A 15301-nucleotide genomic window follows, 5' to 3' on the forward strand; every position below is an offset into this window, starting at 1 on the left:
TTTGCGGGATGCATCCGATAGCCTTTTGTATGCCTTATCGATGTATGACGCTTTGAAGTGTTGTAGAAACCAGTGGAGCCTCCCGTGCGCCAGCATTATCTAGCCCTGCTCAGTGTGTTCGCCAGCCTGCCTGCGATGGCCCTCACGTTCCAGACACGTCTGGAGAATATTGAGTGGAAGGTGGAAGGCGACCAGTTCGAGTGCCGCCTGACCCAGCCGATCACGGATTTCGGTTCGGGTGAGTTCGTGCGCCGGGCCGGTGAGCAGGCGACGTTCCGCCTGAAAGCCTATAACGGCTCGCTGGGCGCAGGTTCCGCGACACTCTTGGCCGCTGCGGCGCCCTGGCAGCCGGGGCGCGGTGATATCAACCTTGGCGCCGTACGTGCAGGTAGTGGCGATGTGCTGTTCAACAGCTCCCAGGCCCAGGCCGGGCGACTGTTCACCGGTTTGCTTGAAGGGCGCAGCCCGACGGTCCGACATTACGGGCGCGAAGGGGGGTACTCGGAAATTCGCCTGTTGCCGGTGAAATTCAGCAAGGCCTACAACGACTACCAGTTGTGCACCACCAAGCTGTTGCCGATGAATTACGACCAGGTCAAGCAGACCGAAGTCGGATTCCCCGGGGGTGGCATCGAACTGGACGCGGCCGCCAAGAAGAAGCTGGATGTGATACTCGCGTTCATGAAAGCCGACCCCACGGTCAACCATATCGAATTGAATGGCCATTCGGACAACAGCGGCAACCGTTTGACCAACCGGGATGTCTCGCGCCGTCGCGGCCTGGCAGTAATGGATTACCTGAAGGCCAACGGTATCCAGGAATCGCAGATCACCTTGCGCTTTCATGGCGAAAGCTACCCATTGGCGCCCAATACCAACGCGGCAAACCGGGCCCGCAATCGCCGCGTCAACATTCAGCTTGAGCGTGTGGCAGCCCCCGAGAAACCGGCGCCCACGGCCACCGGCCCGAGCAACCCCGCGCACACGTCGTAAGGTGCGACCATCGGTCGCCCGCTCGACATAATCTGTCGCTTTATCTTCATTTGCTGTCGCGCCTCTGTAAATTCACGGTTTTGGTCGGTAGAATCGACGCCTTTCCGTACAACCCCGTGGAGTGATGGCATGGCCGACGTAAACAAGGTCGTTCTCGCGTATTCCGGCGGCCTGGACACTTCGGTGATCCTCAAGTGGCTGCAGGATACTTATAACTGTGAAGTGGTGACCTTCACCGCTGACCTGGGTCAGGGCGAAGAGGTCGAACCTGCACGTGCCAAGGCGCAAGCCATGGGCGTGAAAGAGATCTACATTGACGACCTGCGCGAAGAGTTCGTCCGCGATTTCGTTTTCCCGATGTTTCGCGCCAACACCGTCTACGAAGGCGAGTACCTGCTGGGTACTTCCATCGCACGTCCGCTGATCGCCAAACGCCTGATCGAAATCGCCAACGAAACCGGCGCCGACGCCATTTCCCATGGCGCTACCGGCAAGGGCAACGACCAGGTACGTTTCGAGCTGGGTGCCTACGCGCTCAAGCCAGGCGTAAAAGTGATTGCCCCTTGGCGTGAGTGGGACCTGCTGTCCCGTGAAAAGCTGATGGATTATGCTGAAAAGCACGCCATCCCGATCGAACGCCACGGCAAGAAGAAGTCCCCGTACTCGATGGACGCCAACCTGCTGCACATCTCCTATGAAGGCGGCGTGCTGGAAGACACCTGGACCGAGCACGAAGAAGACATGTGGAAATGGACCGTCTCCCCGGAGAACGCTCCAGACAAGCCACAGTACCTGGAACTGACCTACCGTAACGGCGACATCGTTGCACTGGACGGCGTCGAAATGACCCCGGCCACCGTGCTGGCGACCCTGAACCGTATCGGCGGCGAGCACGGTATCGGCCGTCTCGACATCGTCGAGAACCGTTACGTGGGCATGAAGTCCCGTGGCTGCTACGAAACCCCAGGCGGCACCATCATGCTGCGCGCCCACCGCGCCATCGAGTCGATCACCCTGGACCGCGAAGTGGCTCACCTCAAAGACGAGCTGATGCCCAAGTACGCCAGCCTGATCTACACCGGCTACTGGTGGAGCCCTGAGCGTCTGATGCTGCAACAGATGATCGACGCATCCCAGGTCCACGTGAACGGCGTTGTGCGCCTGAAGCTGTACAAGGGCAACGTGATCGTCACCGGCCGCAAGTCCGATGAGTCGCTGTTCGACGCCAACATCGCTACCTTCGAAGAAGATGGCGGCGCCTACAACCAGGCGGACGCAGCTGGCTTTATCAAGTTGAATGCTCTGCGCATGCGCATTGCGGCCAACAAAGGTCGCTCGTTGTTCTGAGTGTTTCACGCGTTATAGAAATGGCCCCTTGTTCAAGGGGCCATTTTTTTGCCTGTCTATTTGTCCGGCTTTGTGATGTTTAATTTTGTTTAAAAAATGTTGATGTTTTTTTTGTCAGAAAAACTTCGATGGCGGTTATTGGCAGGTCACTAGCATTATGTAGGTCGGCATGAATATTTACACCTGCGTAGGAACTGGTCTTACAGAAACCTCACTCATGAAAGTGCAGATAAGCAGCAATGTGCTGAATGGTCTGTAGGACTTTGGGGTGAAAGTAAATATGTTAAATGGAACTAAAAGTGTCGAATTTATTTCGCATGCCGTCCCTGTGGAAAACGCCAAGCAAGGGGAATTTCCTGAAAGCCTTGTGCAGAACGTTTACCCAAGGCCCCTTACCCTTTGGAAATTTCACTCAAAATATGTAAGCCCAAGGAAAGATCTGAAAGGCTCCATAAAACGCTATACCTCCAAGTTGGCGTTTTTTTGTAGGGCGATTCCTTTATCTGTGTGGGTTGGGTCTCTGCTTGCTGTTGCTTGGGGGGGAACACTATGCCAACTAGGAAACGACTAGGCTATTGTGCTTGCTCTAAATAATTCGAACAGCGAAATTGGACTTTCTCATGAATAAAGTGCTGATCGTGGATGATCATCCTGTCATTCGACTTGCTGTGCGCATGCTAATGGAGCGTCATGGTTATGAGGTCGTTGCCGAGACTGATAACGGTGTCGATGCGCTGCAACTTGCCAAGGAATACACGCCGGACATTGTCATACTGGATATCGGTATTCCCAAGCTCGACGGCCTGGAAGTTATCTGCCGGCTGTCTTCTGCCAAACAACCTGCGCCCTTCAAGGTGCTGGTGCTGACGTCCCAGGCTCCGGGCCATTTCTCCATGCGCTGCATGCAGGCGGGCGCAGCAGGGTATGTGTGCAAGCAACAGGACCTGGCCGAACTGCTGAGCGCCATCAAGGCGGTATTGTCCGGCTACAGCTACTTTCCGAACCAGGCACTGAACTCGGTGCGCTCCACCATTGGCAACGCCAGTGAAGCAGATATGGTCGAGCGCCTTTCAGGTCGGGAGATGATGGTGTTGCAGCAACTGGCACGTGGCAAAACCAACAAGGAGATTGCCGATGGCATGTTCCTTAGCAACAAGACCGTCAGTACCTATAAGACTCGCCTTCTGCTCAAGCTTAACGCCCGCTCCCTTGTCGACTTGATCGAATTGGCCCAACGCAACGGCCTGGTATAGGCGAACGTGTTACGCCGCAGGCATTAGGAAGGATTACCGGCACAAAAAAGCCTCCGTCAGGGAGGCTTCCGGTCGTCAACGGATTGATCAGAGGTCGAAGTCGTAGTCGGCCAGTTGTTTTTGCAAGCGTCGCTCTTCCAGAAGATTGTCGATGGTGCGGCGTTTGCTCAAATTGGTCTTGGCCACCTCTGCAACAGGTGCTTCCCCATCATCGTCCGACTCCGCAACGAGGTCGTCTTCTACATCGAGTTGTTCTTTGCCAGTGCTCATAAGGTTAACTCCAGGCTAAGACTGCCGTTGGCGCCCCTTATAACGATAATCCATGAACGGGTAAAAAAGATTTTTTCAATCGATTGATCGAAAAAAACAATGATCACTCAATCGTCGGACGTTTTCTCCTTGTATTCACACAGGTCTTCTATGCGGCAGCTGCCGCAACGCGGCTTGCGCGCCTGGCAAACGTAGCGACCGTGCAGGATCAGCCAGTGGTGGGAGTCAAGCAGGTAGGGCTTGGGCACGAACTTCATCAACTGCTTTTCGACTTCCACCACGTTTTTGCCACGGGCAATGCCGGTGCGGTTGCTGACACGAAATATATGGGTGTCCACCGCCATGGCCAGTTGCCGAAATGCAGTGTTCAGTACAACGTTGGCCGTTTTTCTGCCGACCCCAGGCAAGGCTTCCAGTGCTTCGCGAGTTTGTGGCACTTCGCTGCCATGGAGTTCCACCAGCAGACGGCAGGTCTCGATGACATTCTTGGCTTTGCTGTTGTACAGTCCGATCGTCTTGATGTATTCCGACAACCCTTCCACGCCCAAGGCATAGATCGCTTCTGGCGTGTTGGCCACCGGATACAGTTTGGCCGTGGCCTTGTTGACGCCCACGTCCGTGGATTGGGCCGACAGGATCACCGCAATCAGCAACTCGAACGGCGTTGAGTAGGCCAGTTCGGTCTTGGGTTCTGGATTGTCTTCGTGAAGCCTGCGGAATATTTCCAGGCGTTTTGCGGCATTCATCGGGCGGGCGGTTCCTTGCAGGCGGTCAGCATGATCTTCGAATAGGGGCAGCGCTTGCAGGATAAACCATCGTTGGCACCTCTTGCAGCGCCTGTCGCGGGTCAAGGGCTGGTGTGGGTATCTACCCGAAGCTGCGCTTGCTCGAGCTTCTGTTGCGCGACGTCCAGCTCCTGTGCACTGACACCGGGTTGGCGTTGCAGCTTGCTGACTTCAGCCCGTGCATATGCCAGCGCCGTTTTCAGCTGGCGCAACTGGGCATCGATAGGGCGTTTTTCCACGCGTTGCAAGTCGGGCCTGGGTTGGTCGCTTTCCGCCTCGGCATCATGCAGCGCCTGCTCCGCACTGGACAGGGCTGCACTCAAGGTTGCCAACTGTTGCTCGTCAGCGTTCAAGTCCTGGGCTTTTTTCAGTTCGGCCCGGCGCATGGCCAGCTGGATTTTTGCGCGTTTGAGCGCCGGGTCCTTCTGTGTGGGCAAAGGTGTCGGAGTGCTGAGCTCCAATGCCGCGAGTGCCTGTTCAGCCGCTTCGAACTGCTGTTGGAGCACGATCAATTGCGACTGCTGCTCAAATGTAGGTGGGTGACCAAATGCCTTCAGCGATTTGTGTAACTGGGCGCGACTCATTGCAACCGAGATTTTGGCTTTCTTGATCGCTGCATCCTGAGCGGCCTGAGTCGTATCTGTCTGCACGGGGGCAGCCGTTGCTGGGCGCTTGGCCCGAGCCAGGCGCTCGGCGAGTCTATGCGCTTCTTCCCGCTGCAAGCGTGCAGTGCGTTGTTCATAACGCCGTCGGGCGCGATCACGCTTGAGGCTGCGTTCATGGAACTCATGAGCATTGGACGCCAGGCCTCCAACGATAGGCAGCACGGCCGCTGCTGGGCGCATCTCAATGCAATCGACGGGGCAGGGTGTGACGCACAGGTCGCAACCGGTGCACTCATCGGCGATAACGGTATGCATCAGCTTGGCCGCACCGACAATCGCATCCACGGGGCAAGCCTGGATGCATTTGGTGCAGCCGATGCACTCGGCTTCACGGATATAGGCGACCTGGGCGGGAGCCTCGCCACGGCTGGTGTCCAGTTCCAGCACAGGCACCTGCAGCAACTGCGCCAGGCCGGCGATGGTTTCCTGGCCACCGGGCGGGCACTTGTTGATTGCCTCGCCAAGCGCGATGCCCTCGGCGTAAGGCTTGCAGCCCGGGTGCCCGCACTTGCCGCATTGGGTCTGTGGCAGCAGCGCGTCGATACGTTGAATCAGGTTCATGGGGTGATCATTGGCATGCCGGTCAAGCGAACGGGCGGGTAGTGGATGTGTAAGAGCCCGGCTTGCTTGCGATGGCGTCCTTGAGAACGCCATCGCCGGCAAGCCGGGCTCCTACAGTAGACCTGTTTCGCTCATCGTAGGCCCATGGGCTTACTTGATGCGTTGGCCCGGCTTGGCGCCGCTGTCAGGGCTCAGCAGGTAGATTTCTTCGCCGCCAGGGCCGGCCGCCATCACCATGCCTTCCGAGAGGCCGAACTTCATTTTCCGAGGCTTGAGGTTGGCGATCATCATGGTCAGGCGGCCATCGAGCTTGGACGGGTCCGGGTAGGCACTCTTGATCCCGGAGAACACGTTGCGTTGCTCGCCACCCAGGTCCAGCGTCAGGCGCAGCAGCTTGTCGGCACCTTCCACGGCTTCAGCCTTGACGATCAGCGCCACGCGCAGGTCCACGGCGGCAAAGGCGTCGAACTCGATTTCCGGGGAAATCGGGTCCTTGGCCAACTCGCCATTACCTGCAGACGCGGATTCACCGGTGTCGGTCTGGCTGGCAACCAGGTCTTCCTTCGACGCGTCGGTCATGGCCTGCACCTTCACCGGGTCGATACGGGTCATCAGCGGCTTGAACTCATTCAACTGATGATTGCTGAGCAACGTGGCGTGGTCGTTCCAGGTCAGCGGCGCGACGTTCAGGAACGCCTCGGCATCGGCGGCCAGCAACGGCAGCACTGGCTTGAGGAAGATCACCAACTGGCGGAACAGGTTGACGCCCGTGGCGCAGATCGCCTGGACTTCCGCCTGCTTGCCTTCCTGCTTGTTCAGCGACCACGGTGCCTTGTCGGCGATCCAGGCATTGGCACGGTCGGCCAGGCCCATGATTTCGCGCATGGCGCGGGCAAAGTCACGGGCTTCATAGGCGTCGGCGATGCTTGGCGCGGCGGCGAGGAACGCGTCGGTCAGCTCGGGTGCGGCGTTTTCGGCCACCAGCACACCAGCGTTGCCCTTGTGGATAAACCCGGCGCAGCGGCTGGCGATGTTGACGACTTTGCCCACGAGGTCCGAGTTGACCTTCTGTACGAAGTCTTCCAGGTTCAGGTCGAGGTCATCCACGCCACGGCCCAGCTTGGAGGCGTAGTAGTAGCGCAGGTATTCCGGCGACAGGTGATCCAGGTAGGTGCGCGCCTTGATAAAGGTGCCACGGGACTTGGACATCTTCTGGCCGTTGACCGTCAGGTAGCCGTGCACGGCAATGGCGGTCGGCTTGCGGTAGCCCGAACCTTCGAGCATCGCCGGCCAGAACAGGGCGTGGAAGTTGACGATGTCCTTGCCGATGAAGTGGTACAGCTCGGCGGTGGAGTCCTTGTTCCAGAACGCGTCGAAGTCCAGCTCGGGCGTGCGGTCACACAGGTTCTTGAAGCTGGCCATGTAGCCGATCGGCGCGTCCAGCCACACGTAGAAATACTTGCCTGGCTCGCCCGGGATCTCGAAGCCGAAGTACGGCGCATCGCGGGAGATGTCCCACTGCTGCAGGCCGCTGTCGAGCCATTCGGCGAGTTTGTTGGCCACGGCGTCCTGCAGGGTGCCGCTGCGGGTCCAGGTTTGCAGCATGGCCTGGAAATCCGGGAGCTTGAAGAAGAAGTGCTGGGAGTCCTTGAGCACCGGGGTGGCGCCGGAAATCGCCGACTTAGGGTTCTTCAGCTCAGTCGGCGCGTAGGTGGCACCGCATTTTTCGCAGTTGTCGCCGTACTGGTCTTCGGTGCCGCATTTCGGGCAAGTGCCCTTGATGAAGCGGTCGGCCAGGAACATTTTCTTTTCCGGGTCGAAATACTGGGTCACCGAACGCTGGTCGATATGCCCGGCTTCTTTCAAGCGCAGGTAGATCTGGCTCGACAGCTCGCGGTTTTCTTCGGAGTGGGTCGAGTGGAAGTTGTCGAAATCCACCAGGAACTCGGCAAAGTCGGCGCTGTGTTCAGCCTGCACGTTGGCGATCAGTTGTTCCGGGGTGATGCCTTCCTTTTCGGCGCGCAACATGATGGCCGAACCGTGGGCGTCGTCCGCGCAGACATAAATGCATTGATTGCCGCGATGCTTCTGGAAGCGCACCCACATATCGGTCTGGATGTACTCAAGCATATGGCCAAGATGGATGGAACCATTGGCATAGGGCAGGGCGCTGGTGACGAGGATCTTGCGTGGCTCGGACATGGGGCTCGGCTACTTGATGAAACGGAGGTCGGCCACTATAAAGCGCCGGGAAATATATTTCACCCCGTGGCGCTGTTTCAGAACATTCCCTGGCTGCGAAAGCATGCCGTTAACCGGTCGGAACGGTTAGGATAGCCGCCTGTTTCAGTCAGTCTTTTTTCGGGAGTAGCCCATGAGCGCCGTCAATCGCGCAGCGGTGGAAGCCGTTCTTCGCCAGTACACCGACCCCTATTTGAACCAGGACCCGGTCAGTGCCGGTTGTGTACGGGCCATCGAGGTCCAGGGCGACCAGGTCTCGGTCCAGTTGGAACTGGGCTATGCCGCCGGCTTGTTCAAAAGCGGCTGGGCGCAGATGCTGCAAATGGCTATCGAAGGCCTCGACGGCGTAGCGACCGCCAAGGTCGACATCCAATGCGTGATTGCCCCGCATAAGGCCCAGGCGCAGATTCCAGGCCTGGCCAACGTCAAGAACGTGGTTGCGGTCGCGTCCGGCAAAGGCGGCGTGGGCAAATCCACCACCGCCGCCAACCTGGCCCTGGCCCTGGCCCGTGAAGGCGCGCGCGTGGGGATTCTCGACGCCGATATCTACGGTCCGAGCCAAGGCGTGATGTTCGGCATTGCCGAGGGCACGCGGCCCAAGGTCAAGGACCAGAAGTGGTTCGTGCCGATCGAGTCGCTGGGCGTGGAGGTCATGTCCATGGCCTTCCTTACCGATGACAACACGCCGATGGTCTGGCGCGGGCCGATGGTCTCGGGTGCGCTGCTGCAGTTGGTGACCCAGACGGCCTGGGGCGACCTGGACTACCTGGTGATCGACATGCCGCCAGGCACCGGTGATATCCAGCTGACCCTGGCGCAGAAAGTCCCGGTGGCCGGTTCTGTAATCGTCACTACGCCCCAGGACCTGGCGCTGCTGGACGCGAAGAAAGGCGTGGAGATGTTCCGCAAGGTCAACATCCCGGTACTGGGCGTCGTGGAAAACATGGCGGTGCATATCTGCTCCAACTGCGGCCATGCCGAGCATCTGTTCGGCGAAGGCGGTGGCGAGAAGCTGGCCACCCAGTACGGTGTGGAACTGTTGGCTTCGCTGCCGTTGTCGATGTTGATCCGCGAGCAGGCCGACGGCGGCAAGCCAACGGTGGTTGCAGAGCCGGACAGCCAGATCGCGATGATCTACCAGGAATTGGCGCGCCATGTGGGCGCACGAATCGTCCTGCAGGAAGCCGCCGCGCCAGCCATGCCGACCATTACGGTCAGCGACGACTGAGCCGTTGGCGGGAAAAGGAGCCTCGACGTGTCGGGGCTTTTTCTTATCTGGATGGCCGGAGAAAGGTCGCAGTTACGCTTTTACGCAATTGCTCGTGTAAGCATTCGCTTACTTTTTCGTAAGTGATTGGTTTTTTTACCCGCCTTGGCCGTCTTGAATCGTTGAGAGTGTTTTTTATCTCATTGATATTAAAGGGTTATTTTTTTCGAGTTGACCGAGATCAATGGTGGTCCCTGCGCTTGGATCCCGTTGAACTTACATTGGAACTCTTTAAGATCAGCCCTGTGTCCACGGATTGACACAGCCATCAAGGAACGATGGTTCAAGGAACGTCGCAGGATGCGATTCATCAGGATGATGAAAAGGAACACAGGGACTAGGGAAAAAATGTGGGCGGGTCATACCGCCCCTTTTTTTTGCCTGTAGAAAAGTAAAGCCCGCCCTGTAGAAACGCAAAAAGGCCCGCAAGGGGCCTTTTGGGGCGACGACGCTATCAGCGTTCGAGGTCTGCAATCTTACCTTTTTTGCCATCCCATTCCGCAGCATCCGGCATCGGATCCTTGCGTTCAGTGATGTTCGGCCAGATTTCCGCCAGCTCGACGTTCAACTGAATAAATTCCTGCATCTCTGCCGGGACTTCGTCCTCGGAGAAAATAGCGACGGCCGGGCATTCTGGCTCACACAGGGCGCAGTCGATGCACTCGTCCGGGTGGATAACCAGGAAGTTCGGGCCTTCGTAGAAGCAGTCCACCGGACATACTTCCACGCAGTCGGTGTACTTGCACTTGATGCAGTTGTCGGTGACGACGAAGGTCATTTCTAATTCTCTCCTCAGGCGGCGGCAGCGAAACCCTTTGTGGCAGGGCTCGCGAGGTTCGGGAGCGATAGTCTGCAGGCCAGGCTAATAGCCCGCAGCATCCCAAACCGCGCGAGAGTCTACCAGCTTGCAAGCGCCAGCGTTATATCCGAACCTTCAGTGCATATAACATTTCGAGCGCTTTACGCGGCGTCAAGTCATCCAGGTCAAGCTTGGCCAACTCTTCCAGCACCGGGTGGGGCAGGCTGGCGAACATATCGCTCTGGTGTGGAGCGGCAGGTTTGCTAGGGGCCTTGGAAGGGCTTGCGACCACGGTTTCATGGGGCAGGGCTGTGGTTTCCAGGCGGCTGAGGTGCTCGCGGGCGCGCAGAATCACATCGTTCGGCACACCGGCCAATTGCGCCACGGCCAAGCCGTAACTCTGGCTGGCTGGCCCCGGCAGTACGTGGTGCAGGAACACGATGCGTTCGTTGTGCTCGGTGGCGTTCAGGTGCACGTTGGCCACCAGTGGCTCGCTTTCCGGCAGTACAGTCAGCTCGAAGTAGTGGGTGGCGAACAACGTATAGGCACGCAGGTGTGCCAATCGCTCCGCCGCCGCCCACGCCAGGGACAGGCCGTCGAAGGTGCTGGTGCCGCGCCCCACTTCGTCCATCAGCACCAGGCTGCGCTCGGTGGCGTTGTGCAGGATGTTGGCGGTTTCGCTCATTTCCACCATAAAGGTCGAACGGCCGCCGGCCAGGTCATCGCTGGAGCCGATCCGCGTGAAAATGCGGTCCACCAGGGACAATTCGCAACTGGCAGCCGGCACGAAGCTGCCGATATGTGCCAGCAACACGATCAACGCGGTCTGGCGCATGTAGGTGGATTTACCGCCCATGTTCGGACCGGTGATCACCAGCATGCGGGTATCGTCGTCCAGCGACAGGTCGTTGGCGACGAACGGCGTGGTCAACACCTGCTCCACCACCGGGTGACGCCCTTGCACGATGCGCATGCACGGCTCGCTCACAAAACGCGGGCAGTTCAGGTCAAGGTTCAGCGCACGTTCGGCCAGGTTGCTCAGCACATCCAATTCGGCCAATGCAGCGGCGGTGTCTTGCAACGGTGCCAGTTGGCTGATCAGGTCTTCCAACAGGTTCTCATACAGCATTTTTTCCCGAGCCAGGGCACGGCTCTTGGCCGACAGTGCCTTGTCTTCGAACTCTTTCAGCTCAGGGGTGATAAAACGTTCGGCACCTTTAAGCGTTTGGCGACGTTGATAGTCGATCGGTGCTGATTCAGCCTGCTTGCTCGGCAATTCGATGAAGTAGCCGTGCACACGGTTGTAGCCGACTTTCAGGTTGGCCAGGCCGGTGCGGGCTTTTTCGCGGGCTTCCAGGTCGATCAGGAACTGCCCGGCGTTTTCGCTGAGGGCCTGCAGCTCATCCAGCTCGCTGTCGTAACCTGTCTTGAGTACACCGCCATCACGAATGATCGCCGGCGGGTTGTCGATGATGGCTTTTTCCAGCAGCGCCGCGAGTTCCGGGTAGGTGCTGGCGATCACGGCCAGTTGTTGCAGGTGCGGCGTGTCCAGATCGGTCATTGCGGCCTGCAACTGCGGCAGGGCGCCGAGGGCATCGCGCAGGCGTGCCAGGTCGCGGGGGCGAGCGTTACGCAGGCCGATCCGCGCCAGGATGCGCTCGATGTCGCCGATTTCCTTCAACTGCGGCTGCAGCTTCTCAAAACGGTATCCGTCCAGCAGGCAGGTAATAGACGACTGGCGCGCTTGCAGCACGCTCAAGTCCCGCAGTGGGCGGTTCAGCCAACGGGTCAGCAAGCGGCTGCCCATGGCGGTCTGGCAACGGTCGACCACCGATTGCAGGGTGTTATCGCGACCGCCGGCCAGGTTGGTGTCCAGCTCCAGGTTGCGACGGCTCGCACCATCCAGCACCACGGTGTCGTCGAGGCGCTCATGGCGCAGGCTGCGCAAGTGCGGCAGGGCGGTGCGCTGGGTTTCCTTGGCATAGCTGAGCAGGCAACCGGCAGCGCCGATGGCCAGGGTCAGGGTTTCACAACCGAAGCCTTTAAGGTCCTGCACAGAGAATTGCTGGCAGAGACTTTTCAGCGCCGAATCACGCTCGAAATCCCACGGCGCACGACGCTTGGTCCCACGGCGTTTTTCTGCCGGCAAGTCCTTTGGCCAATCATCCGGTATCAACAGCTCGACCGGATTGATACGCTCCAGCTCCGCCAGCAGGTTCTCCCAGCCCTTGATCTCCAGCACGCTGAAGTTGCCACTGGTGATATCCAGCACCGACAGGCCGAACAGGCGCTCATCCCCCAGTACAGCGGCGATCAGGTTGTCGCGACGCTCATCCAGCAGCGCCTCATCACTCACCGTCCCCGGCGTAATAATGCGCACCACCTGACGTTCCACCGGCCCCTTGCTCGTCGCCGGGTCGCCGATCTGCTCACAAATCACCACCGACTCGCCCAGCTTCACCAGCTTGACCAGGTAGCCTTCCAACGAGTGGTAAGGAATGCCACACATCGGAATCGACTGCCCCGCCGACTGCCCGCGCGCGGTGAGGGTGATGTCCAGCAACTTGGCGGCCTTCTTCGCGTCTTCATAGAAGATCTCGTAGAAGTCGCCCATGCGATAGAACATCAACTGATCAGGGTGCTGGTTCTTGAGGCGCCAGTACTGCTGCATCATCGGGGTGTGGGAGGATAGATCTGAAGTGGCTTTACTCATTGGGTCGTAGGCAAATTCGTTGAAAGGAGTGGGGCAAAGGTGGGGCATTCGGCCCTGCGATTTTGCGATGGCGGCAAGGTTAACACGCGAGGTCGTGGCTACGCAGTTCGCAAACGGATAGGTATCCCGGCAAGGTAAATGCATGAAATATGCAAATTTGCATTTGCCAACCCCTAAATCCCCCGTCATCATCCCCGTTATGCAAAAACGCAACGTTTCAACCGTATTAAGAGAACTGCTGGACCGCGACCGGATCTCCCCCACGGAGCTTCACCGGCGTACCGGCGTGCCTCAATCCACGCTGTCACGGATCCTCAGCGGCAAGATCGTGGATCCGTCGGACAAGCATATTTCCCGCATCGCCGAGTACTTTCGCGTGAGCACCGATCAACTGCGCGGGCGCGTGGCGGTGGGCGTTTCGCGGGAGGAGGGGCGTGACCCGATGCATTCCGAACTCAAGGACATAAGCCTGTGGGACGACGACACGCCCGTTAATGATGACGAGGTGTCGATCCCCTTTTTGCGCGAGGTTGAATTGGCTGCTGGATCAGGAAGATTCGTCATCGAGGAAAGCGAGAAAGCCAGCCTGCGGTTCGGCAAGCGCAGCCTTCGCCACAACGGTGTGCAGTTCGACCAGGCCAAGTGCGTGACAGTACGTGGCAACAGCATGTTGCCGGTACTGCGTGACGGCGCCACCGTTGGGGTGAATGCGGGCAAGAGCGGCATCGGCGACATTGTCGATGGCGACTTGTATGCCATCAATCACAATGGTCAGTTGCGCGTGAAACAGCTCTACCGCCTGCCTTCCGGGATTCGCCTGCGCAGTTTCAATCGCGATGAGCACCCTGACGAGGACTACAGCTTCCAGGATATCCAGGATGAGCAGATCAGCATCCTCGGCCATGTATTCTGGTGGGGCATGTACGCTCGTTAACCTTCTTCAGTAAGACAAAGCCCGCCCACGAGCGGGCTTTTTTTCGTTCGCAAAAAACCACCAACCCCACTGCCTACAAGGCTGAAAATGCATTCATGCATTTCATCAGGAAAAATAAATGCATTTGTGCATTGACTGTATATGCATACATGCATATTCTTCGTCTCAAGCCAGCCAACAAGGCCTGGTGGAGGCGGCAAGGATGCTGCCAAGGAAGACAAGGAAGGCACGCAACATCGGCAAGGACGCCATCGAAGCGATGGCAGGGATGCCAGGTGACACCGGCAAGGATGCCGACGCTCTTTAGTTTCACCACCGCTTCAAGAACAGGCAGCGATGAACCGGCCTCATAACGGTTCAGAGGGTTGGCAACTGACCCGGGTGTGCAGCGTAAAGCACCAGAAGCAGTTATCCGGCAGACAGGGATCGTGGTCGGAAAAACATCGAGGAAAGGTCCGTACCGCGCCAGTAGCGCCGAAAGACCGAGGACATCATTACTGAAAAGCCCGGGCGACCGGGCTTTTTGGAATGCCTACCACTGCATGGATTTACCAAGGAAGCCGGCACGTTGCCGGCAGTGCTCAGCCAGGAGGCGTGACATGACAAACGAGCAGCAAGCGTTAGCGGAAATGCCGATCTGGCTGGTGATCGCACTGGCCCTGATCGGCGGGGTGTCCGGCGAAATGTGGCGCGCCGACAAAGAGGGCGCCCGTGGCTGGTCGCTAATACGGCGCCTGGCCCTGCGGTCCGGGGCGTGCATGGTCTGCGGGGTTTCGGCGTTGATGCTGTGCTACGCCGCCGGCATGTCGATCTGGACCGCGGGTGCCATTGGTTGCCTCACCGCCATGGCCGGCGCGGACGTCGCCATCGGCCTTTATGAACGCTGGGCGGCCAAGCGCATCGGGGTCAACGAGACCCCGACGTCTCGCCCGGATCAGCCGTAACCCGCTGCAAGGACGCGACCCAATGACACTTATTGAAAAACCTTCCCGGCTTCCCGAAGCCATTGGGCTGGCGTTGAAGAACGCTTTCCCACAGCTGAGCTTGGGAACACACCTGGACGCTCAGGGCCCCGGCGTCTTGATCAGCATTGAACGCAATGGGCCTGGTTTTCGCTCCATGGACGGGCGCAAGGCTCATGCCCTCACGGTTTTGCTTAAGGTCAATGTACCTGCCGGCTCAGCCCCTTTCGACGCCTGCGATCTGGCCAGCCAAGTGATGGACCTGGCCCTGGATAATCGCTGGGGCCTGCCGCCAGACCAATGCGACTTGCCCACCAACATTGTCGCGGCGCCGTCGACTTCATCCATTGCAGAAACGGACTACGACACCTGGACCGTGTCCTTCACCCAAACCCTCTACCTCGGCCCGTCGCTGCTCGAAGACCCCACCGGCACACCGCTGTTTGCCCGCACCTGGGAAGTCTCGAACATCGATGATCCTGACCAATATCGCCCCCTGCAGGAGTAGTCC

12 protein-coding genes and 1 pseudogene are annotated in these 15301 nt (G+C 58.7%); 7 read left to right on the forward strand and 6 right to left on the reverse strand.

Translation table 11 applies throughout. The features are described 5' to 3' along the window. Positions 1–84 precede the first annotated feature (84 nt). From AC07OV_RS04680 to AC07OV_RS04690, 3 genes are all read left to right on the forward strand, one after another. Positions 85–993, forward strand: coding sequence for a flagellar protein MotY (locus tag AC07OV_RS04680; protein WP_176994856.1), 909 nt, complete (start codon positions 85–87; stop codon positions 991–993). 129 nt (positions 994–1122) lie between these two features. Next, positions 1123–2340: an argininosuccinate synthase gene (locus tag AC07OV_RS04685; RefSeq protein ID WP_010212738.1), complete on the forward strand. Its 1218-nt coding sequence runs from the start codon at positions 1123–1125 to the stop codon at positions 2338–2340. Between the two features lie 620 nt (positions 2341–2960). Continuing rightward, positions 2961–3593, forward strand: a complete 633-nt coding sequence (locus AC07OV_RS04690; RefSeq protein WP_176994855.1) for a response regulator transcription factor — start codon at positions 2961–2963, stop codon at positions 3591–3593. An 87-nt stretch (positions 3594–3680) separates the two neighbouring features. On the opposite strand, the gene AC07OV_RS04695 is transcribed toward AC07OV_RS04690, so the two are convergent. The 4 genes and pseudogenes from AC07OV_RS04695 to metG all read right to left on the reverse strand — a co-directional run bounded on the left by AC07OV_RS04695 (position 3681) and on the right by metG (position 8076). Further along, positions 3681–3863, reverse strand: a complete 183-nt coding sequence (locus tag AC07OV_RS04695; protein WP_124526113.1) for a PA3496 family putative envelope integrity protein — start codon at positions 3861–3863, stop codon at positions 3681–3683. A gap of 107 nt (positions 3864–3970) precedes the next feature. After that, positions 3971–4609: an endonuclease III gene (nth, locus tag AC07OV_RS04700; protein WP_494997724.1), complete on the reverse strand. Its 639-nt coding sequence runs from the start codon at positions 4607–4609 to the stop codon at positions 3971–3973. 878 nt (positions 4610–5487) lie between these two features. Continuing rightward, positions 5488–5862: pseudogene (gene rsxB, locus AC07OV_RS04705) on the reverse strand (electron transport complex subunit RsxB); the annotation flags it as partial. Positions 5863–6024: 162 nt separating this feature from the next. Beyond that, positions 6025–8076 carry a methionine--tRNA ligase gene (gene metG / locus AC07OV_RS04710; RefSeq protein WP_494997722.1) on the reverse strand — a complete coding sequence of 684 codons (2052 nt, stop codon included), beginning with the start codon at positions 8074–8076 and terminating at the stop codon, positions 6025–6027. Between the two features lie 172 nt (positions 8077–8248). Between metG and apbC the strand changes: the two genes are divergently transcribed. Next, complete coding sequence (gene apbC / locus AC07OV_RS04715; RefSeq protein ID WP_494997721.1) at positions 8249–9343, forward strand: iron-sulfur cluster carrier protein ApbC; 1095 nt, start codon at positions 8249–8251, stop codon at positions 9341–9343. A gap of 493 nt (positions 9344–9836) precedes the next feature. On the opposite strand, the gene fdxA is transcribed toward apbC, so the two are convergent. Together fdxA and mutS are read right to left on the reverse strand one after the other, a co-directional pair. Further along, on the reverse strand, positions 9837–10160 hold the full coding sequence (fdxA, locus tag AC07OV_RS04720; RefSeq protein ID WP_003208688.1) for a ferredoxin FdxA: 324 nt from the start codon (positions 10158–10160) through the stop codon (positions 9837–9839). Positions 10161–10302: 142 nt separating this feature from the next. Beyond that, positions 10303–12894, reverse strand: coding sequence for a DNA mismatch repair protein MutS (gene mutS, locus AC07OV_RS04725; RefSeq protein ID WP_495091694.1), 2592 nt, complete (start codon positions 12892–12894; stop codon positions 10303–10305). A 199-nt stretch (positions 12895–13093) separates the two neighbouring features. Here mutS and AC07OV_RS04730 point away from each other — a divergent pair, with 199 nt between their 5' ends. The 3 genes from AC07OV_RS04730 (at position 13094) to AC07OV_RS04740 (ending at position 15298) form a co-directional block, all read left to right on the forward strand. Beyond that, the gene (locus tag AC07OV_RS04730) at positions 13094–13828 is read left to right on the forward strand and encodes a LexA family transcriptional regulator (protein ID WP_259172023.1); all 735 of its coding nucleotides are present in this window, start codon (positions 13094–13096) and stop codon (positions 13826–13828) included. A 599-nt stretch (positions 13829–14427) separates the two neighbouring features. Beyond that, entirely contained in the window at positions 14428–14772 is a 345-nt protein-coding gene (locus AC07OV_RS04735; protein WP_176994849.1) for a phage holin family protein, read from the forward strand. A 22-nt stretch (positions 14773–14794) separates the two neighbouring features. Then, on the forward strand, positions 14795–15298 hold the full coding sequence (locus AC07OV_RS04740) for a hypothetical protein (protein ID WP_494997719.1): 504 nt from the start codon (positions 14795–14797) through the stop codon (positions 15296–15298). The last annotated feature ends 3 nt before the right edge of the window (positions 15299–15301 follow it).

The organism is Pseudomonas sp. GW821-FHT09A09 (assembly GCF_059418405.1).